Raw genomic sequence first — 19548 nt, 5'->3', positions numbered from 1 at the left:
GCTCCCGTTGGGTCGCGGAGCGACCCTAAAACCTGCAATCGAGTTGCACCAGGCAAATCGCATTCAATGGTTTTACGACCGCTTCGCAGTCGAACGGGAGCAAGCTCCCTCGCCACAGTGATCACGCGTTATTCGGACTTGCGGATTTTCTCGACAATGGCGGTAGTGGAGCTGTTTTCCACCAGCCCCAGCACTTTCACGGTGCCGCCGTAGGCAGTCACGATGTCCGCGCCCACCACCTGGTCAATCCCGTAATCCCCACCCTTGACCAACACGTCCGGCTTGACCTCGCGCAGGAGGTTTTCCGGGGTGCCTTCGGCGAAGCTGATCACCCAGTCCACCGCACCCAACCCGGCCAGCACGGCCATGCGTCGGTCGACACTGTTGATCGGACGACCCGGCCCTTTCAAGCGACTGACCGACGCATCGTCGTTGACCGCTACGATCAGGCGATCGCCTTGGGCGCGTGCCTGTTCGAGGTAAGTCACGTGGCCGGCATGCAGAATGTCGAAGCAACCGTTGGTGAACACGATCTTCTCGTTGTGCGCACGGGCGTCGTCGACGGCAAGCAGTAATTGCTCGAGCCCCAGCACACCGCGCTCCGAACCTTCTTCACGCTGGATGGCGCGACGCAGTTCCGGCGCACTGATCGCCGCCGTACCGAGCTTGCCGACCACGATGCCCGCGGCCAGGTTGGCCAGGCCCACCGCATGCGGCAGTTCCTCGCCGGCAGCAATCGCCGCCGCCAGGGTGGAAATCACCGTGTCGCCGGCGCCGGTCACGTCGAACACTTCGCGGGCGCGAGCCGGCAGGTGCAGGGCCGGATGATCCGGGCGCAACAGGGTCATGCCGTGTTCGCCACGGGTCACCAGCAAGGCGCCAAGGTCCAGGTCGTGCATCAACTGCGCGCCCTTGCTCACCAGCTCGTGCTCATCGGCGCAACCGCCAACGATGGTTTCGAACTCGCTGAGGTTCGGTGTGATCAGACTCGCACCGCGATAGATCGAAAAATCCTTGCCCTTGGGGTCGGCCAGCACCGGAATGCCACGGGCACGAGCTGCCTGAATCAAGACTTGATGGTTTTTCAACGCACCCTTGCCGTAGTCGGAGAGCACCAGCACCTTGATGCCTTCGAGCAATTCGTCGACTTGCACCGACAACGCCAGCGAGTCGGTGGCGAACGGTTCTTCGAAGTCGATACGCAGCAATTGCTGGTGCCGACTCATGACCCGCAACTTGACGATGGTCGGTTGATGCGCGATGCGCTGGAACAACGCCCGCACACCTGCACCCTTGAGGCTATTGACCAGACTGTCGGCGGCTTCATCGTCGCCGGTCACGCCAACCAGCGAGGCTGGCGCGCCAAGGGCGGCAATGTTCAACGCAACGTTGGCGGCACCGCCGGGGCGGTCCTCGATGTGCTCGACCTTGACTACAGGTACTGGCGCCTCAGGGGAAATCCGTGAGGTACCACCATGCCAGTAACGGTCGAGCATGACATCGCCGACCACCAAGACAGGGGCTTGATCGAATCGCGGCATGGACAACTTCATGGAGCAACCCACATACAAAATGAACAGGGGCGCGATATTAACACAGGGTTGCCGCAGGCTTGTGCGACGGCTGCATCGGGATAAATTCGCGAGGGCAGGACTGTAGAGAGCAACGAGGCTGCGACCTCTTGATCTTTAAAAACAAAGTCAAAAGATCGCAGCCAGGGCAACGCCCTGCAAAAGACTATTTCAGGCGATGTCTTCAGCCGGCGCGTCCAGCCCCATCGCATGCAAACGCGAGTAGTAGCCGTTTTGCGCCAGCAGTTGAGCGTGGGTGCCGCGTTCGACGATCTGGCCCTGCTCCATCACCAGAATCAAATCGGCTTTTTCGATGGTCGACAGACGGTGAGCGATGACCAGCGTGGTGCGCCCTTTCATGACCTGGTCCAGTGCCGCCTGAATGTGGCGCTCGGACTCGGTGTCGAGGGCCGAAGTGGCCTCGTCGAGGATCAGCAATGGCGCGTTTTTCAACAGTGCCCGCGCAATCGCCAGACGCTGACGCTGCCCGCCGGACAGCAGCACGCCGTTTTCTCCGACCTGAGTATCGAGGCCTTCAGGCATCTGCGAGATGAAGTCCATCGCATAGGCATCCGTGGCAGCCTTTTCAATGTCTTCGCGCGGCGCGCCAGCCAGGTCGCCATAAGCGATGTTGTTGGCAATGGTGTCGTTGAACAGCGTCACGTGTTGGGTAACCTGCGCCACGTGCCGGCGCAGGTTGCGCAGGCGATAGTCTTCGATCTCAACGTCATCGAGCAGGATTTCGCCAATGTCGTGATGATAGAAACGCGGAATCAGGCTGGCCAGGGTCGACTTGCCGCTCCCTGAACGGCCGACCAGTGCAATCATCTGCCCCGGCGCCGCCGTGAAGTTGATGTTTTTCAGCACTTCACGGTCGGTTCCAGGGTAGGTGAAGCTGAGGTTGCGCACCTCCAGATGCCCGCTGACGCGGTCTCGCTCGACCGTGCCGCTGTCGACCTCGGGCTCGACGTCCAGTTGCTCGAAAATGCTTTCGGCACCGGCGACGCCTTTCTGGATGGTCGAACTGACCTCCGACAACTGGCGGATCGGCTTGGGCAGCAGGCCAGCGGCGGTAATGTAGGCCACCAGATCACCGGCGGTGGCATCACCGCGCAGGAACAGCACCAGGAACATCAACACAGCCATGGCGGTGTAGATCACCAGTTGCAACATCGGCGTGTAGACCGCGCCGGTCTTGGTCATGCGCAACTGCTTCTCGGTGTTGCCCTGGCTTGCGGCAGCGAAGCGACGCTCTTCATAAGTCTCGCCGCCGAAGCTGCGCACCACGCGATAACCCTGAATGGTTTCGGAAGCCACGTGGGTCACATCACCCATGGCCACCTGGATCTTCTTGCTCTGCTTGCGGAATTTTTTGCTGGCGCTACCCACCATCAAAGCAATCAACGGCAGGATCGCCAGCATCACCAGGGTCAGCTTCCAGTTCATCCACAGCAAATAGGCAAACAGGAAAACCACGGTCAGGCCTTCACGGATCACGACCTTGATCGCATCGGTGGCGGCACCGGTCACCATGGTCACGTTGAACGTGATGCGCGAGATCAGATGCCCGGAGTTGTGGGTGTCGAAATAGCGGTTGGGCAGCACCAGCAGCTTGTTGAACAGCTCGACGCGCAGGTCATGCACCAGCCCTAGCGATACCCTCGCCAGGTAGAAGTTACCGAGAAACGAACCGAGGCCTTGCCACGCCGCGATCAGGATGATCAACAACGGCACGGCCATCAGCAGCTGCAAATCCTTCAGGTAAGGGACTGTAGGGAACAGCACCGCTTCAGGGTTGCTCAGGCCATCGACGAAATATTTGAGAATCCCGGCCAGCATCGGCTGCGTGGAGGCAAAGATCACGAAGCCTACGATACTCAGCAGGAAGAGACCGATATAGGGTTTCACGTACCCCAACAGCCGAAGGTAGATTTTCAGGCTGGAATCCTGTCCCGCTTCAGGCGGTGCATCACTCATCGTAGGGCTCACTGGTTAAATGGAACGTGAAATTTTATCACAGGCGCCGGAGTTGGCCCGTGCCCATACCAGAACACTGGCCAGCCCCACGGGCAACCAGCTTATAAACCATTCGGGCCTCGGGGTCCCGGACAGGCTGGCGGCGTCAAATTGCATGGCCAGCGTCGAGAACACCCAGATGCCAATGATTCCCTTGGCATAAAGCGTCTCCCGGGCTTTCCAGGCCTCGTACAGCACCGCAAGCCAGATCGAACACCACAACAGCAACCCTGGCAGCCCCAATTCGAGAGCCACGTGGGTAAACAGGTTATGCGTATGATTGAAGTACTCACCTGAAGCAAACACTCGGTAGTCACCGCCAAGGCCGAGGCCAAGCCATGGGTGCTCACTGATCATCTGCAGACTGGCTATCAGGATTTGCGGACGATAAGACACTCCGCGCGCCACGACGAACGATTCGAAAAACCAGATTGCCATGACCGCCACGATCAATGCTGCCGCTGCGATGATGCGGCTACGTCGGTCACTGCTCCAAACCGGCATGGCAAGTATCGTGAAAAACAACGCCAGCCCGGCGCCACGGCTCTGGCTAAGCATCACGAATGCACAAAGCAGGGCCAGAGCAATCACCCAGAGCACCTGCAACTTGCCGCTGGCCGGAGGCCAGAAAGCCAGCCAGACCGCAGCCAGCCCAATGACATACCCGCCCAGAATCGGATGAGCCAATTCACCCAACCCCTCCAGGCGTGCGCTCCAATTGTTTCCATCCACTCCATAGAACTTGATGATGGCGATGAGCGCCGTCAGCGCCAACCCGAGCCCACCCCACTGCATGATGCGGATCACGCGATCAGGCTGGCCATTGGCAAATATCGGGAAGAACATCAGGAACACCACGATGTAGAGCAAACGCTTGGCCTCGCGAGCGAGGTCCGGAGCGTTCGTCCAGGCAAGACTGATCAGAGACCACACCAGAAGCCCGAGCATCGGCAGATAGACCCAGCGTTGCTGATGGAATAACTCCCGGAGCCGGGCTCGCGCGGACCATGAAAAAAACAGTGCCGGCAGCCAGACCGATGCGACCAAACCTTGTTGATAGATCTTGTTGGTAGGCGCGACGGCGATGGCCAACAGGAACCAAAGCAGACCTATCGTCATCCATACTTGCGCCCAGCGTTTTTCTTGCATCAAATTACCCCTGAGAAACGTCACCCACCCCGCCCGGCATGGTTAAAGCTGAAACTTTTCGGCATCATTGCCCGTCACAACGCCCGTCTTCCAACAAGGCTTTCTACGATGCAATGTTCTCGGCTTTCACAAGCCGCTCTAAATCAAATGATTGAAGGCGCCAGAGTACTGGAAGCCGACAGCTTTGGGCCGAAAGTCTACCTGTTGCAGAATGGGAATATTCTGAAACTGTTCCGCCGCAAGCGTATTTTTTCTTCTGCGCTGTTTCGTCCCTATTCCAAGCGATTCATCGACAACGCCGTAGAACTGCAAAAACTCGGTGTGCCGACTTTGCAGGTCCTGCAGTACTACCGACTGCAAGCGCCAGGCATGACGGCGGTGCTTTACCAGCCATTGCCAGGCGAGACCCTGCGCCAGATCGCCAACAAGGAAGGATTCACCTGGCCGCAGGCCTTGCCGGACCTGGTGGGCCTGATAAGAAGTCTCCATGAATCGGGAATTTATTTCCGCTCACTGCACCTGGGCAATATCGTGGTCACCCCCGATAACCGCATGGGCCTGATTGATGTGGCGGACATGCGCTTTCTGCGCGCACCGCTGTCCCGTCATCTAGTCAAGCGCAACCTGCAGCACTTCGCTCGCTATATTGCACGGGAAAACCTGAACGACAGCTTTCCGATGAAAGCCCTCGAACAGGCACTGCTCGCTTCATGAGAGCAATGCCCGGGAAGCCTGGCTGAAATCCCGCCAGGCCTGGTCCGGGGCAAGTGCACGATATTGCTCTGCGGCGATCGCTTGAGCGTTGGCACTGAACGCCCGGGCAATCGTGTCGCGCCAGGCAGCCACATCCTCGACGGGGGCATACCAGCCGGCATCGCCCAATTGTTCACGGAACACATCCAGTTCACTGGCGATTACCGGTACCCCGGCCATGACCGCCTCCTGCAGGATCAGCCCCAGGCCTTCGCTCAGCGACGGCATCGCCACCCAGTCGAATGCTCGATAGAGCTGCCCCACGTCACTCACATGACCCGGCAAAAAGACTTTGCCGCGCAACCCTGCCGCGTGGATTTTCGCTTCCAGTTCGGCACGGGCAACACCTTCGCCCACAATCACCAAGCGCAGATCCGGTCGTTCAAGCAATGCTGCCGCGAAAGCATCGATCAGACAGGCAAAACCTTTTCCCCCAACCAGCCGTCCCACGGCACCCAGCATCGATGTGTTATCCACAGGCAAGCCCAACCGGGAACGCGCCTGTTCCCGGGTGAGCAGGGCAGAACGCCAGGCCGTGGGATCAAAAGCGCTGCGCAGTGTCGTGACTGGCCGTTGCAGGTCCTGGCTCAATGACGTCGCGAGGGTTTGCGACACAGCAACCACCGACAGCCGGGACGCCGGGAACCGCTGGAAGAGCGCTCGATCCGCTGCGTGAAGCCGCGTCGAACCATGGAAAACCACTACCGCACGCAAGTGCGGCATGGTCTCGATGCAGGGCAACAGTGCCCGGGCCACGCCCAGGCCATCAAGCAACAGTACGCGCGCATCGCTGGATTTGAGCGCACTCTGCAACTTGTAGTGCATCCAGGGCCGGGCCAGTCGCCAGATGTGTCGCCCTTTCAGTCGCGCAGAGGTCAGCCCCCACTCCCGCACCTTGCCGACCGCCACTCCACACTCCGAGGCATGCCCCTGAAGCAGCCAGGTTTCGATCGGTACAGAGGCCGGGACCTGGGACAATATCTGTTGGTGCACCTTGTGAGTCGAGGCAAACGGAGCGCCGCTGGCCCACATGACGTTAACAATGCTCATAGGGTGAAAAGCCGGGACAGGGAGTGCTTTAGAGAAGCCGTACGGCGCTCAGGGGATGAACCGACCACAACTTCACCATAGCAACCGCCAACAGGAACGCACGCTCGGTGTACCGATGCGATGTCGTTTTCCATGGATAACTGCACCTGATCCCTAAAGAAATGGAGGTCGCCAGCAATGCCAATGGCCGGGTAACACATCGTCAAATGCCTAACTTCAGACGGACTTTTTCCAGCAGGCTCAAGGGCGCGCGAACACGCAATGCCGGTTCGAGCTCCTCGACGATTCGCTGACCGATGCGTGCAAAACTGAACTGGCTGACCGCCAGTTCGCGACCGTTACGGGCAATGCGCTGAGCCAGTTCCGGGTCGCTGCGCAATAGCGCGAGCTTTTGCTGAAGTTGTGCGATGTTCTGGTAGAACACCACGTTTTGCATGTCCACCAGACCCAATGCCTGGCTTTCCGCCTCGCCCTGGTCATACGCCAGCAATACACAACCGCAAGCCATGGCCTCGAAGTTCTTGATCATGAATTCGCCCATGCCGACATCGGCACTGACGAAGTAGCGGATGCGGTTGAGGGTGTCGCGGTATTCCTCGCCGGATTTCGTGCGGGTGACCACCAAGGGTTCGACGCCCGCCAACTCATCGAGCAAGGCTTTGCGCCCGCTGTAGGCGACACTGTTGGTGCTGCCGACGAAGGCCAGTTCGATATCGCGCTCACGCCCTTGATCTTCAAGCTGGGTCTGGTCGTAGCCTTTGGGCACGAATACCGCATCGAACCCTTCGCTGCGCAACCTTTCGGTGACGACGAAACCTGAGCTGATGACTCGCGCCCAGGGCAGCTTGCGGTAATGTGCGCTGAACTTTCCCGTGTACTTGCAAGGAATGTAGTTCTGATAGGCGTCGTGTTCGAGGATCACCAGATTGGGGATCGTGCGGATAAATCCGACCTGGCGGATCTCCTGCTTGAAGCGCAGGAAAAACACGATCCGGTCATACTGCGCCACATCGACTTCGCGTCGAAAATAGCGGCGCAGGTTGCGCTGCTCATCGCTGCTCAGCCACCGCAGGTCGCACTCGCAATGGGCGGCCACGCCCTCGTACAGACGGTCCAGGATAGCCCGCTGATCTTTCTGCACCAGAAACAAAACTTTCATCGTCTTCCTTGCCGCAACAGGCAAACCGAGCAACCTCTGACATACCCCTGCTCGCAGCTGGGGCGCTTCTCGCACGCAATCCTACAAATGCCAGAACAGCTCATGGCGACGTACAGCCTTGCGAAAAAATTCGTTCTCACCGTAGGGCGAACCGCGGCGCCCGGCCAGCAACCGCTGCAATACCCGGCGCACCCGGCGCTTGAACGGGGCTGGCGGCTGCAAGTCATGCATCATTGCCAGCGCCATGGCCTTGTCGCGCTGCTGCGCCGGCGTGAGTAAAAGACAATAGGGATGCAGCAGCGAGGCAGCATCAAACACCGGTGGCAGCGCCACGCCGGTACCGCTATTGCCCATAGGCCAGCGATCGTTGTCATGCAAGTGATTGGCGTAACCCAGCAATGTCGGCTGCCAGTCGAGCCCTTGCAAGGCTTCAAGAACCGCGGCATGAGCGCAAATATGATCCGGATGCGGATCAAGTGTCGGATGCGGCAGCACGATGACTTGCGGTTGCGCGCGCAGCAGCAACTCTCGCAAGTCGGCCAGCAGGTTGTTCCAGGTCGGCGCGCCATCGACATCGCCCGGCAAGGCGAACGGGTTCAACTGGCGAAACACCCGGGTATCACTCAAATCCGCTTCGCGCGAGCCCGCCGGCTGAGCAGGCGAAGCCTGCATGGTCGCCAGTTGCAGGCAGAAATAACCCAATTGCACGCACCGGCTTTCGGCCACGCCAGCCCAACGCGGCACTGCAATGCTGTCCCAGGTTCGCAAACGGCCTTTGAGCCGCGAAGCCTGGACTTTGTCCAATCCCATCTGCTGGTAGTGTTCGGCTTCGATTTCACCGGCGGTGAGCGTGACGATCCAGGCTTCATCCGCCTGGCTGTACAAGCCATAGGCTGCCAGTTCCGCGTCATCGGCATGAGGCGCAATGACCATCACCCGTTGGCGACGGTAATCCGGATGTTCGATCGCCCACAGCACCGGCTCGCCGAGCAGGCGGCAAAAACGGCCGCGCAGGCGGAGCTCGCCTTGGGACAGAACTTGTGCCTGGCCACTGAGGTTGAGATAACGCAGGCCGTTTACACCGCGCTCGAAGGTCAGCCGATCCGGATTGTCACCACCAGCCAGTTCGACCACAGGATCAAGGAAACGCCCCAGCCAGGTGCTTTTGACCCGCAACGCCAGCACCAGCGTCGCGTCTTCGACCAACATGACGCCATCGTCCAACCGCAGGCGATCGCCATTGAGGTGGACTTTCGGTTGCGGCGTGTAGGGCGGGAAGCTGTACTGGTAATCGTCGTTGGGCGAATAGAACAGGTGGTCGGCGAACCACGCTTCATGGGCAATCCAGCCCAGGACTGCGAGCACCAGCGGCAGCCACCAGGCCACCAGCAGGCCCATGACAATCAACATTCCCAGCGCGATCAACAAGCCGATGCGTTTGTTGCGCCGATGGCGCTTGAGCAGTTGTTGTTTGCGGCTCATGGCTTGGCTCATACGGTGAAGACCGGAACAGGGTTGCACCAGCGATCCTTGTATTCCCGGTCGGCGCGACCGAAGGAAAAGCGCAAGGGCTTGTCCAGTGCCCGTGCATGCTCCCAGGCGCTTTGGGTATTGAGGAAGCTCAACACGCTGCCAGGGCTGAACTCGCGGGTTTCAGGGTCGACGCCACCATTGATGTACTCGACGCTGATCCACTGCGGCGTCTCGACGCGGTACACCAGCTGAATGGCAATCGGTGCATCGTTGAGGAAGATCACCGAGCCGATCAGCAACGCGCGCAACAACTCGATGACTTCAGCCATGCGCTCGGCGCCGGTCGCCGGAAAACCCCAGCGGCGCTGGAACAGGTCGCAATAAATGGCCGCCAGCTCGCTACTGGAAAAATCCGAAACCGGGCGTACCACACCGCCCGCCTCTTCCAGTAACCGGAGTTCCCGGCGCTGGTTGTAGCGAAATTTCTTCGACAGTTCTTCGGGAGCGCGGGCCATGGCCAATTGTTCGGCCTGCAACTTGATGCCGGTGAAACGGCTTTCGTTCAGTGCCGAAAGGTAACGCCCGCGATGGCGCAGAGGCACTTGGGCATCGGCCGCAGCCGGCAGGATGATCTCGGCGTTGCCAAGGTCGAACAGGCCTTTTTTACCGCTGCGCTTGAGCACATCCTTGGACAAGGCAAGATCGCGCCCCCAGGTCGGGATCGCCGCTTTCACCTCGCCCTCATGCTCCCAGGCCAGGTAACGCACCGGAATACCAGCCAACTGCGCCAACCGTTCAACCACCATAGGGTGAGTCGCGACGCTGCCGCCATAACGTTGCCAGACCTCGGCATAGATCGAGGCATCGGCTACCGACCAGCCACGTTCGCGCCAGCCTTGAAATCTGTTGAGCATCAGCCCCTCGGTGCCAGTTCGATAACGTGTGGCAAATGCCAGAAAGCATCCTGCACCGCGCGGTCGGAAAAGCGCTCGCGCAAGCGGTCCAGCATCAGCTCGGCACACTGAAGACGTTGTTGATCGTCCATCGCAGCAAGGTGTTTCAATCCTTGCGCCAGATGTTCGGCATCGCCCAGCGGGAACAGAATGCCGACACCTTCGACCACCTCCTTCGCCCCGCCACAAGCGGTGGCGAGCAACGGTACACCAGCGGCCATGGCCTCAAGCAGAACCATGCCGAAAGGTTCGTGATCGGAACTCAAGGCAAAAACATCGAAGGCACGAAAATAACGTCGGGCTTCAGGCACCTGGCCGAGGAACAACACGCGGTCTCCAATCCCCAGTTCACGAGCCTGCGCCTTGAGATCCTGCTCCAGACGCCCGCTGCCGAGAATCACCAGCTGACTGTTGGCGGGTAGCCCTGGCAGCGCTGCGGCAAAGCCCTCAAGCAACGTGGCCTGATCTTTGTCCGGGTGCAATCGACCGACGTTGCCGACGATCCAGGCATCCGCCGACAACCCCAGGATCTCCCGTGCCTCGCGCGCGCAAACCTGGCTGGCCTGCAACGCCGGCACATCGATGCGGTTATAAAGTGTCTGGATGCGCGTCGCCGGCCACTTCGGCAGGCAGCGGCGCATGTCATCGCGCACGGCATCGGAAACCCCGAGCAGGCTCAGGCGCTTGCGGAAAACATGAGCGAACAGCTTGCGCGTGCCGCGCTTGTAATCGTCAAACGCGTGGTGCACGCCGATCACCGGCAACGAAGTGCCCAGCAAGGCGATGTAGATGGGTTTGAAGCGGTGGGCGATGCAGAAACTGAAATTGCGCGAAGCGGCGATCTTGCGCAGATCGCCAATGGCGCCCAGCTTCAGGCCACGAATGGCTCTGGAGCTGTATTCCATGAACAACACTTCATCAGAGGCGCATCCCGCGGCGACTTCGGCGTCGGCGACCCCGGTGAGAAACACCGTGGTCACGCGATAACCGGTCCCCGCGAACAGGCTGGCGTACTGCCGGGCGCAGTCCAGAAACGGCCCGTCATAGCCGTGGCAGAACTGCAACACATGGCGTTCAGCCGAGCGTGTCATATGCGTTCGCGCCCTCTTTGACCACCAGGATGTCTTCCATGATCAGATACTGTAGATCGGAACCGAAGAACATGTTCAAGGCGTCCGTCGGCGAGCAGATCATCGGCTCACCGCGACGGTTGAGCGAGGTGTTGAGCGACACGCCGTTGCCGGTGAGTACTTCCAGCGCTTTCATCATGTCGTAGTAGCGCGGGTTGTATTCGCGCTTGAGCACTTGGGCACGGGAAGTGCCGTCTTCGTGGACCACTTCCGGCACGCGGGTTTTCCACTCTTCAGCCACTTCGAAGGTGAAGGTCATGAACGGCGCCGGGTGATCGATCTTGATCATCTGTGGCGCGACGGTGTCGAGCATCGACGGGCAGAAAGGCCTCCAGCGCTCGCGGAACTTGATCTGGTGGTTGATGCGATCGGCCACGCCCGGCACGCTCGGGCAACCAATGATCGAACGACCGCCCAGTGCACGCGGACCAAACTCCATGCGGCCCTGGAACCAGGCCACCGGGTTGCCGTCGACCATGATTTTGGCGATCTGCTCCGGCATGTTGTCGAGCTTGCGCCACGCAGGTTTGTTCTGATGGCGGGCGCAGGCGGCGATCACATCTTCATTGCTGTAAGACGGGCCGAGGTAGACGTGTTCCATCTTCTCGACCGGAACGCCGCGGGCGTGGGACACATAAGCCGCAGCGCCGACGGCAGTACCGGCATCGCCGGACGCAGGCTGGACGAACAGCTCTTTGATGTCGTCGCGGGCGATGATTTTCTGGTTCAGCTTGACGTTCAAGGCACAGCCGCCAGCGAACGCCAGCTTGCCGGTTTCCTTGAGTACGTCGCCCAGGTAGTGATCGATCATCTGCAACGCCAGCTTCTCGAACAGCGCTTGCATGCTGGCGGCGTAGTGGATGTATGGCTCGTCGGCGATGTCGCCTTCGCGCTTCGGACCCAGCCACTCGATCAGCTTCGGCGAGAAGTAGAAACCCTTGCCCTTCTCTTTATAGCGACGCAGGCCGATGACGTTGGCGTAATCGGTGTTGATCACCAGCTCGCCGTTTTCGAAAGAGGCCAGGCGCGAAAAGTCGTACTTGCTGGCGTCGCCATACGGCGCCATGCCCATGACCTTGAACTCGCCGTCGAGCATCTCGAAACCGAGGAACTCGGTGATTGCGCCGTACAGGCCGCCGAGGGAGTCAGGATCGAAGAATTCCTTGATCTTGTGGATCTTGCCGTTTTCGCCGTAACCGAAGAACGTCGTGGCGTACTCACCCTTGCCGTCGATCCCGAGAATCGCGGTTTTCTCTTTGAAACCGGAGCAGTGGTAGGCACTGGAGGCGTGAGCCAGATGGTGTTCGACCGGCTCGATCTTGATTTTTTTCGGATCGAAACCCAGTTGCTCGAGGCACCAGACGATCTTGTTGCGATAGCGCTTGTAGCGACGGTTGCCCATCAGGATTGCATCGAGGGCGCGGTCCGGCGCGTACCAGTAACGCTTGGCGTAGTGCCAGCGAGCCTTGCCGAACAGGCTGATCGGGGCGAACGGAATGGCCACCACATCAACGTCGGAAGGTTTGATACCGGCCTGTTCCAGGCAGAATTTCGCCGATTCATAAGGCATGCGGTTCTTTGCATGTTTATCGCGCACGAAGCGCTCTTCTTCAGCCGCCGCGACCAGCTTGCCGTCGATGTACAGGGCTGCGGAAGGATCATGGCTAAGGGCGCCGGACAGGCCAAGAATCGTCAATGCCACAGGGGTCTAGCCTCTTTAGTCTGCGTGCAGGCGCAATGCGCCTCAAAAATTTATGTGCCCTCGCAAGGGGCGAGAGACAGCTAAAGGGCGGGATTATAGCGTAAAAGCTGCGGCAAACCTCTAGCGGCAACCGGCAAGCCTTTTCGGAAGTCGACTTGCCGCTGTTTAACCGCGCACGGGTCGCCAATAGATCTGGATATTGCCGTCCACGCTTTGCCGGTAAATCGTGTAGGGCAAGACAACGGTGTCCAGAGCGCCGGACAACGTCAGGTCCAGCAGAATGAATGGCACGAGGAAGCCCGTGGGATCGGGTGGCGCATTCAATACGCAGAAATCATGGGCGAGACCGCTGTAGACCCGCGGTATCGACTGGCAATAGGTTTTTTGCTTTCGCAACCCTTGCGCGGCGTCGGCATCGTCCTGAAGCACCGTCGCAGCGGTCCCGCATCCCGCCAATGCCAGCGAAATCGCGCCTGAAGCAGCTGCCATTCTTATTGTCAAAGTCCGCCCTCCGCAAATGTCAGGGCAAACTAGCATCGGGCCGATCCGGGCCACAGTTCATGGCTTCCGAAGATCGCGTAGGACGGTTCACAAGAACTTGTCCCTGATCTTATTTGGCTGGTCCGATCCCATCGCGGGCAAGCCCGCGACAGGACCGAAGGCCCGATTCAGGAAACGCTGGCGATGTCTTTGGGCAGACGCCGATCGATGACTTGATAAAGCGCGCTACTGTCCGGCCAATTGCGCATGAACCGCGCGCGATCCCGTGCATACGCCGGTGCGAAACTGGCGAGGGAGCCATGCTGGCACATCGAGTCGAGATCGATCAGTGCCCAGCGATCCTGCTGCCAGAACAGGTTGTGGCCCTTGAAGTCACCATGGCTGATGCGCTCGCGAATCAGCTCGGCGAACAAGTGATCCAGCGCTGCCAGCTCGGACTCCGGCGCATCACCACTTTCCACATAGGGCGCAAAGCGCTCGATGATGTCCGGCCCCGACAGATGCTCGGTGATGAGGTAGGCGCGACCACGCAACCCGAGGAAGCGCTTTTCCAATAGCGCCAGCGGCTTGGGCGTGGCGATGCCGAGGAACGCCAGGCGATTGCCTTCGCGCCAGGAGTGCCACGCCCGGCTCGGGCGCCAGAAACGCTTGAGCCAGTGCGCAAAGCCCTTGATGTTGTAGCGCTTGATCACCAGCGTGCGACCATTGACCTGGACTTTGCCGACACTCGCCGCGCCGCCGGTCTTGTACAGATGCCCTTGGTCAAGCAACTCATCGGCCCGCTCCAGCACCGGCAGCATGGCCGCTTCTTCCTCGCGGCGAATCGCCCGCAAGCCGAACGCCCCGCGCTGCACGCTGAACAGTGTGCATTCACGGCCGACTTTGTTCAGAAAATCCTTGAGGCGCCAGTTGCGGACTTTGTCGATCTGCTTCTGTAGCGCTTCCATGGGCAAGGCATGTTCGCCATTGCTCAGCAGGTAGTAGACCAGCAACTCTTCGGTGAACGGCTGCAACGATTGTGGCAACTGGGCAAAGAACACCCCGAGATTTTCCAGGACCTTTTGCCGCGACAACGGCTGGCCAGGCGTTTCGCCGCAGATTCCGGCGCCGTCGATCAGATAGAGCCGACGGCCCTGGCGCAGCAGATTGTCCAGATGCAGATCTTCCTGCCACAGGCCTTTGCGATGCATTTGGCCAATGGCACCCAAGGCTTCGGCCAAAACCGCTGATTGCTCGTCGGCCAACACGGGCAAGCTTTCAACTCGCTGCCACGCATCGCCGAGGCTTTCAGCGCCTTCCAGAAACTCGAACAACAGCCAGCCGCCCTCGCCTTCCTTAAGGCCGTCGGCCAACAGCAGCGGCGTGGTCAAGCCTTGGGCAGCGAGCATACGCACGCCGTCCAGTTCCCGTTGAAAATGCCGTGCAGCCTTGCTGCCGACCAGCAATTTGGCCAGCACCGGCCGGCCACGCCAGACACCGGCGCCCACGTAACGCTGCCCCGGCAACACTCGCAGCAGGCTCAGTAGCTGCAAATCGGCCGGACCGGCCGCGTCGGCCAGGGAAAGAGTCAACGGCAGCGTCGGACTGCGGCCAGCGCTTTTCAGTTCGGACAAACGCATCAAGCTTTCCCCTTATGGCTGCGCCGGGCAGTCAGACGTGTCAGCCAGCTGTCGATCAGCGAACTGTCCTGAGCCTGATCCAGATAGGCGGCCAGAAGCACCCGCAACTGCGCTTCGCTCCACTCGGGTGCTCGACGCAGTAATGGCTCCAGATCCTTGACCCGGTCCCGTTGGCCGAACAGCAGTGGCCGAGTCTTTTCCAGGTCAATCAACTGCGCTTGATAGCCGTCGCCGTTGGCGCGCAGGAAAATGTGCTTGGGATAGAAGCAGCCGTGCACCTGACGCCTGCCATGCAGGCGCTGCGCCAGACGGCCGCAGGCTTGCAGAATGGCCACGTGTTGCGCCTCGCCGAGCTCTGACCAGCGGCGCAGCAGCGAATCCAGATCATCCCAGCCGTCCAGTGCCCGGGTCAGCAGCACAGCGCGGACTTCGCCATCAACTTTGCGCTCGCCGAAAAACGCCGCTTTCAGCGCCGGAATGCCGAGTTTTTCATAACGGCTGATGTTGCGAAATTCACGGGCAAAACTCGGCTCACCGAACGGCGCGTGCAAAGTGCGCATCTGATAGTTGCTCTGGCGCTTGAGATAGAAGCCATGACCTTCCAGGTCCAGTCGAAACACGCTGCTCCAGCCACCGCGAAGGGTGTTGGGTTCGTCCACCGCCTCGAGTTGCCGGGACCACAGCGCATCGAACGTGCCGAGGCCATGGCGTTCGAGCAGCGCACGGTCTTCAGCGGCCAGAAAATCAGTCATTCGCGTCCCTCGAAAAATCTCACCACGTGCCGGATGCGTTTTTTATCGGCGGCATTGAGCCGTTCCCGTTGCCGGTATTGCAGGTAAAAGCGCAGACGCTGAGTGGCCGACAGCTGATATTTGGCGACCTTGTCCAGGCACGCCAGGTCCTTGGTGATGCGGTACTTGAGCCAGAAACCGCTCCAGAAATCACCATTGGGACAGTCAATGAGAAACAGCTGGGGCTGATCGTCGACCAGCAGGTTGCGCCATTTCAGATCGTTGTGGGTAAAACAATGCTCGTGCATGGTCCGGGTGTAGCTGGCCAGCTGGCGGCTGATGGTATCGACCCACGCGCGGTCCGCGAGCTTGGGGTCGTGCCGTTCGGCCAGAGCCGAGAGGTCTTCGGTATGCGGCAGTTCGCGGGTGATCATCGCCCCGCGATCGTAAGCCATGCCGCGACGCTCCAGCCCCCAGGCCACCACCTCGGCGGTGGGAATGCCCCACTTGGCGAAGCGCTTGAGGTTCTGCCACTCCATTTTCACCCGAGGCTTGCCCAGATAACGGCGCAACCCCTTGCCTGCGCCCACGTAGCGTTTGACGTAATAGTTGACGCCCTTGCGCTGGACGCGGATGACTTCCGACAGCGGATCACGGGTCAATCGCTCGCCTTGAAGCGCAAACACCGCTTCGAGGCTGCCGAAGTCCTCTGCCAGATCGCTGTACTCAGGCTCCAGTGTCCAACCCGCCATCAGAGCGCATCCCCGTATCGCTGTTTGCGGTCGTAGAGTTTGTTGGCCTTGCCCTCGAGCCAACTGAGCAGCCCGGCTTCTTCGCTGAGAATCTGCCGCAGCGGTTGCTGGAAATAACCCTTGAGGAACCGCAGCTTGTCGCGACGGGTCAGGCCGATATCCAGAGCGGAAAAATACAGCGCCGCCAGATCCTTGTTGCGCCAGCGGGCAGTGATCCTCGGACGCGTCTGGGCGCGGTGCAGGTCGATTACCGACAGTTTGAAGTCATCGGCCGTCACCGGCTTGTCGGTGTGCAGCAGGAAGTGGCAGATGTAGCAGTCGCGGTGGTTGACCCCGGCGCGGTGCATCATCCCGGTCATGCGTGCCACTTCGGCGATCAGCGCGCGCTTGAGTTTCGGCTCGGGCGGCTGCTTGATCCAGTTGAGGCTGAAGTCTTCGAGACTGACCGTCGGCGCCAGCTCTTCAGTGACGATGAACGAGTGCTGGTCGGCCGGATTGCTGCCTTTCTCACCATAAGCGACGGCGGTCATGGTCGGCACGCCGACTTCCTGCAAGCGCTGGATCGCCTTCCACTCCTGGCCTGCACCGAGTACCGGCAGTTTGGCGGTGAGCAGGTTCTTGAAGATCTCGCCCCAGCCAATGCCGCGGTGGATCTTTACGAAAAACCCGTTGCCGTTCACTTCAGTGCGCAGGGTCCGGCGCGCTTCAAGCTCGCGGTATACCTCGCCCTGCAATCCCTCGACTTCGGCGAACGGATCGCGTCCGGCCCAGAGGCTTTTGAACGGTTCAGCCAGCATCAACTTCATTTAGCGTGCTCCGCCAGAATCACATCGGCCGCGTGCTGCGGCATGCTGTAGAGATCAGCCGTCTCGGCAAACGCCAAACCGTTGCGGCTCCAGGCCGCCCGTGCTTGGGCGTCGTTGAGCATGCCGGTCAGGTATTGCGTCAGCTGTGCTTGCTCGAAGGGTTCGTCCAGCACCAGGCCAGCATCGGCTTCGGCAATGTAATGGGCGTAACCGCACACCGCACTGACCAGCACAGGCAACCCGGCCACCAGCGCTTCAAGCAGCACGGTACCGGTGTTTTCGTTATAGGCCGGATGGATCAACAGATCGGCCCCCAACAGGAAACGCGGAATATCGCTGCGGCCCTTGAGGAACGTCACGTTGTCACCCAGCCCCAACGTCGCACTCTGCATCTGGAACAATTTGGGGTCGTCCTGGCCGATTACAAACAGCCGTGTGCGTTTCTTCAGATCAGCGGGCAATGCCGCCAACGCCTTGAGGCTGCGATCAACCCCCTTGGTCTTGAACCCGGAGCCAATCTGCACCAGCAACAGTTCATCGTCCTTGAGGTTGAATTCGGCCCGGAAGCCGGCGCGAATTTCGTCGGCATCGGCTGGGCGGCGACGATCCTGGGCAATGCCTGGCGGCAGCAGATGAAAACGCTCCAGCGGCGTGTCGTAATGCTTGATGAACAGCGGCTGCTGGACTTCGGAGATCATCAACACTTCAGTCTTCGCGTCTTTGGCAAACACCGCGCGCTCATATTCGGCGAAGTGGCGATAGCGGCCCCAGCGACGATACAGCGAGTTACGCAGGTTCTGCGCTTTGTCTTCGAAGCAGCCGTCAGCGGCGTAATACACATCCAGCCCCGGCATCTTGTTGAAGCCGATCAGACGATCAACCGGGCGCTTGGCCAGGTCCGCTTCCATCCATTCACTGAGCTTTTCGTTGCGACGATGGTTGAAGAATGCCTTGACTGGCGCCACCAGCACTTCAAAACCCGGCGGCACGTCGCCTTCCCAAATCAGCGTGTAGACGCGAATCTGGTGCCCGCGTTTTTGGCATTCCAGGGCGATGCGCATGAAATCGCGCTGCAAGCCACCGAACGGAAAATACTTGTACAGGACAAATGCCAATTGCATCAGCGCAGCTCCTCAGCCAGTAGCAACGTGCTCAGTCGGCTGGCGACCCGCTCGGGATTCAGGCGCGTGAAGCACAAGGGCCACTCGCGCTCAAGGTCGAACTGACGGGCATCTTCGGCCGTCGGTTGATAGGTGCATTTCTTTTGCAGGCAGGGTGCGCAAGGGAAATCGCTGGCCAGGTGGATCTGCGATTTGCCGTAGGCGCCGGTCAGGCCCGGGTTGGTCGGACCGAAGAGCGACAGGGTCGGCACATCCAGTGCAGCGGCCAAATGACCGAGACCGGTGTCGACCGCCACACACGCCTGAGCCCCGGCCAACACCTTGCCGACGCCGGCCAGGTTCAGCTTGGGCAGCACTTCGGCGTGCTTGAAACCGGCAGCGATGCGTTCGGCGCGCGCCTTCTCCACCGCGTTGCCCCAAGGCAGTTTCACCCCGACACCGAGATAACCGACACGCTCGGTCAGCTCGCGCCAATAGGCTTCAGGCCAGTGCTTGGTGTCCCAGGTCGTGCCATGCAGGAACAGTACGTAGGGATTCTTGCGCGGCAATTCCACCAGGCGTTCGACGCTCAGGCCATAGTCGCCCAAGCCCTTGGGCAGGTCGTAGCCCAGGGCGATGGCGAACAATTGACGCACTCGCTCCACCGCGTGCTGGCCACGGGCAACCGCCAGGCGTCGATCATAGAAACGCGCGGCCATTGGCTCGCGGGCCGACGACTTGTCCAGGCCGGCCACCGGGGCTTTGACATAGCGAGTCAGCCAGGCGCTCTTCAGCAAGCCCTGGGCATCAATGACCAAATCGTATTTCGTGGCGCGCAGGCTTTGCTTGAAACGCTTCCACTCGCCGCTCTTGATGGTTTGCCAGAGGTTTTTGCGCCAGCGCCGGATTGCCACCGGAATCACCTTGCCCACCGCCGGATGCCAGGTGGGGATTTCGGCGAAGCCTTCTTCCACCACCCAGTCGAACTTGATGCCGGGGATCGCCCGCGCAGCATCTGTCAGCGCTGGCAACGCATGAATCACGTCGCCCAGCGATGACGTCTTGATCAGCAGTACCCGCAAG

At 60.2% G+C, this 19548-nt stretch carries 17 protein-coding genes; 1 reads left to right on the top strand and 16 read right to left on the bottom strand.

Going from position 1 to position 19548, the window contains the following annotated elements:
* Window positions 1-128: 128 nt before the first annotated feature.
* The 3 genes from hldE to D8U73_RS05900 form a co-directional block, all read right to left on the bottom strand.
* A complete protein-coding gene (hldE, locus tag D8U73_RS05910; RefSeq protein WP_046819873.1) occupies window positions 129-1553 on the bottom strand; it encodes a bifunctional D-glycero-beta-D-manno-heptose-7-phosphate kinase/D-glycero-beta-D-manno-heptose 1-phosphate adenylyltransferase HldE in 1425 nt (474 codons plus the stop codon).
* A gap of 189 nt (window positions 1554-1742) precedes the next feature.
* Window positions 1743-3548, bottom strand: a complete 1806-nt coding sequence (gene msbA, locus D8U73_RS05905) for a lipid A export permease/ATP-binding protein MsbA (RefSeq protein ID WP_056852336.1) — start codon at window positions 3546-3548, stop codon at window positions 1743-1745.
* Window positions 3549-3563: 15 nt separating this feature from the next.
* Window positions 3564-4736 (bottom strand): O-antigen ligase family protein, encoded by a 1173-nt coding sequence (locus D8U73_RS05900; RefSeq protein WP_130903952.1) that lies wholly within the window; start codon window positions 4734-4736, stop codon window positions 3564-3566.
* Window positions 4737-4844: 108 nt separating this feature from the next.
* On the opposite strand from D8U73_RS05900, the gene D8U73_RS05895 reads away from it, so the two are divergent.
* A complete protein-coding gene (locus tag D8U73_RS05895; protein WP_056852334.1) occupies window positions 4845-5450 on the top strand; it encodes a serine/threonine-protein kinase in 606 nt (201 codons plus the stop codon).
* On the opposite strand, the gene D8U73_RS05890 is transcribed toward D8U73_RS05895, so the two are convergent.
* The 13 genes from D8U73_RS05890 to waaC form a co-directional block, all read right to left on the bottom strand.
* Window positions 5445-6539 carry a glycosyltransferase gene (locus D8U73_RS05890; RefSeq protein ID WP_130903951.1) on the bottom strand — a complete coding sequence of 365 codons (1095 nt, stop codon included), beginning with the start codon at window positions 6537-6539 and terminating at the stop codon, window positions 5445-5447. The genes D8U73_RS05895 and D8U73_RS05890 overlap by 6 nt on opposite strands.
* A 202-nt stretch (window positions 6540-6741) precedes the next feature.
* Window positions 6742-7698: a glycosyltransferase gene (locus D8U73_RS05885; RefSeq protein ID WP_130903950.1), complete on the bottom strand. Its 957-nt coding sequence runs from the start codon at window positions 7696-7698 to the stop codon at window positions 6742-6744.
* 81 nt (window positions 7699-7779) lie between these two features.
* Window positions 7780-9180: a PIG-L family deacetylase gene (locus D8U73_RS05880; RefSeq protein WP_130903949.1), complete on the bottom strand. Its 1401-nt coding sequence runs from the start codon at window positions 9178-9180 to the stop codon at window positions 7780-7782.
* An 8-nt stretch (window positions 9181-9188) separates the two neighbouring features.
* Complete coding sequence (locus tag D8U73_RS05875) at window positions 9189-10085, bottom strand: antimicrobial resistance protein Mig-14 (RefSeq protein ID WP_130903948.1); 897 nt, start codon at window positions 10083-10085, stop codon at window positions 9189-9191.
* Entirely contained in the window at window positions 10085-11215 is a 1131-nt protein-coding gene (locus D8U73_RS05870) for a glycosyltransferase (RefSeq protein ID WP_056852330.1), read from the bottom strand. The genes D8U73_RS05875 and D8U73_RS05870 overlap by 1 nt, the downstream gene beginning before the upstream one ends.
* On the bottom strand, window positions 11199-12956 hold the full coding sequence (locus tag D8U73_RS05865) for a carbamoyltransferase (RefSeq protein WP_130903947.1): 1758 nt from the start codon (window positions 12954-12956) through the stop codon (window positions 11199-11201). The genes D8U73_RS05870 and D8U73_RS05865 overlap by 17 nt, the downstream gene beginning before the upstream one ends.
* Before the next feature lie 165 nt (window positions 12957-13121).
* Window positions 13122-13457, bottom strand: a complete 336-nt coding sequence (locus D8U73_RS05860) for a YceK/YidQ family lipoprotein (protein ID WP_056852546.1) — start codon at window positions 13455-13457, stop codon at window positions 13122-13124.
* A 167-nt stretch (window positions 13458-13624) separates the two neighbouring features.
* Entirely contained in the window at window positions 13625-15076 is a 1452-nt protein-coding gene (locus D8U73_RS05855; RefSeq protein ID WP_130903946.1) for a lipopolysaccharide kinase InaA family protein, read from the bottom strand.
* Window positions 15076-15828: a lipopolysaccharide kinase InaA family protein gene (locus D8U73_RS05850; RefSeq protein WP_130903945.1), complete on the bottom strand. Its 753-nt coding sequence runs from the start codon at window positions 15826-15828 to the stop codon at window positions 15076-15078. The genes D8U73_RS05855 and D8U73_RS05850 overlap by 1 nt, the downstream gene beginning before the upstream one ends.
* Window positions 15825-16559 carry a lipopolysaccharide kinase InaA family protein gene (locus D8U73_RS05845; protein WP_056852326.1) on the bottom strand — a complete coding sequence of 245 codons (735 nt, stop codon included), beginning with the start codon at window positions 16557-16559 and terminating at the stop codon, window positions 15825-15827. Before D8U73_RS05845 ends, D8U73_RS05850 begins: the two co-directional genes overlap by 4 nt.
* Window positions 16559-17365: a lipopolysaccharide core heptose(I) kinase RfaP gene (gene rfaP, locus D8U73_RS05840; protein WP_130903944.1), complete on the bottom strand. Its 807-nt coding sequence runs from the start codon at window positions 17363-17365 to the stop codon at window positions 16559-16561. The genes D8U73_RS05845 and rfaP overlap by 1 nt, the downstream gene beginning before the upstream one ends.
* The gene (locus D8U73_RS05835) at window positions 17362-18486 is read right to left on the bottom strand and encodes a glycosyltransferase family 4 protein (RefSeq protein ID WP_056852324.1); all 1125 of its coding nucleotides are present in this window, start codon (window positions 18484-18486) and stop codon (window positions 17362-17364) included. Before D8U73_RS05835 ends, rfaP begins: the two co-directional genes overlap by 4 nt.
* Window positions 18486-19547, bottom strand: a complete 1062-nt coding sequence (gene waaC / locus D8U73_RS05830) for a lipopolysaccharide heptosyltransferase I (RefSeq protein WP_056852323.1) — start codon at window positions 19545-19547, stop codon at window positions 18486-18488. The genes D8U73_RS05835 and waaC overlap by 1 nt, the downstream gene beginning before the upstream one ends.
* Window position 19548 lies beyond the last annotated feature (1 nt).

It is taken from the genome of Pseudomonas sp. Sample_22 (genome assembly GCF_004307635.1).
In the GTDB taxonomy this organism is placed as follows: domain Bacteria; phylum Pseudomonadota; class Gammaproteobacteria; order Pseudomonadales; family Pseudomonadaceae; genus Aquipseudomonas.
The sequence above is the reverse complement of the archived record's forward strand: the minus strand, read 5'-3'. Positions and strand labels throughout refer to the sequence as shown.

Excerpts from the sequence above, each read along its gene's own strand:
- D8U73_RS05890 (WP_130903951.1), bottom strand. The coding sequence starts at position 6,539 with ATGAGCATTGTTAACGTCATGTGGGCCAGCGGCGCTCCGTTTGCCTCG.
- D8U73_RS05855 (WP_130903946.1), bottom strand. The coding sequence starts at position 15,076 with ATGCGTTTGTCCGAACTGAAAAGCGCTGGCCGCAGTCCGACGCTGCCG.
- D8U73_RS05875 (WP_130903948.1), bottom strand. The coding sequence starts at position 10,085 with ATGCTCAACAGATTTCAAGGCTGGCGCGAACGTGGCTGGTCGGTAGCC.
- D8U73_RS05885 (WP_130903950.1), bottom strand. The coding sequence starts at position 7,698 with ATGAAAGTTTTGTTTCTGGTGCAGAAAGATCAGCGGGCTATCCTGGAC.
- D8U73_RS05850 (WP_130903945.1), bottom strand. The coding sequence starts at position 15,828 with ATGACTGATTTTCTGGCCGCTGAAGACCGTGCGCTGCTCGAACGCCAT.
- D8U73_RS05835 (WP_056852324.1), bottom strand. The coding sequence starts at position 18,486 with ATGCAATTGGCATTTGTCCTGTACAAGTATTTTCCGTTCGGTGGCTTG.
- D8U73_RS05900 (WP_130903952.1), bottom strand. The coding sequence starts at position 4,736 with ATGCAAGAAAAACGCTGGGCGCAAGTATGGATGACGATAGGTCTGCTT.
- D8U73_RS05895 (WP_056852334.1), top strand. The coding sequence starts at position 4,845 with ATGCAATGTTCTCGGCTTTCACAAGCCGCTCTAAATCAAATGATTGAA.
- rfaP (WP_130903944.1), bottom strand. The coding sequence starts at position 17,365 with ATGAAGTTGATGCTGGCTGAACCGTTCAAAAGCCTCTGGGCCGGACGC.
- msbA (WP_056852336.1), bottom strand. The coding sequence starts at position 3,548 with ATGAGTGATGCACCGCCTGAAGCGGGACAGGATTCCAGCCTGAAAATC.
- hldE (WP_046819873.1), bottom strand. The coding sequence starts at position 1,553 with ATGAAGTTGTCCATGCCGCGATTCGATCAAGCCCCTGTCTTGGTGGTC.
- D8U73_RS05845 (WP_056852326.1), bottom strand. The coding sequence starts at position 16,559 with ATGGCGGGTTGGACACTGGAGCCTGAGTACAGCGATCTGGCAGAGGAC.
- D8U73_RS05870 (WP_056852330.1), bottom strand. The coding sequence starts at position 11,215 with ATGACACGCTCGGCTGAACGCCATGTGTTGCAGTTCTGCCACGGCTAT.
- D8U73_RS05880 (WP_130903949.1), bottom strand. The coding sequence starts at position 9,180 with ATGAGCCGCAAACAACAACTGCTCAAGCGCCATCGGCGCAACAAACGC.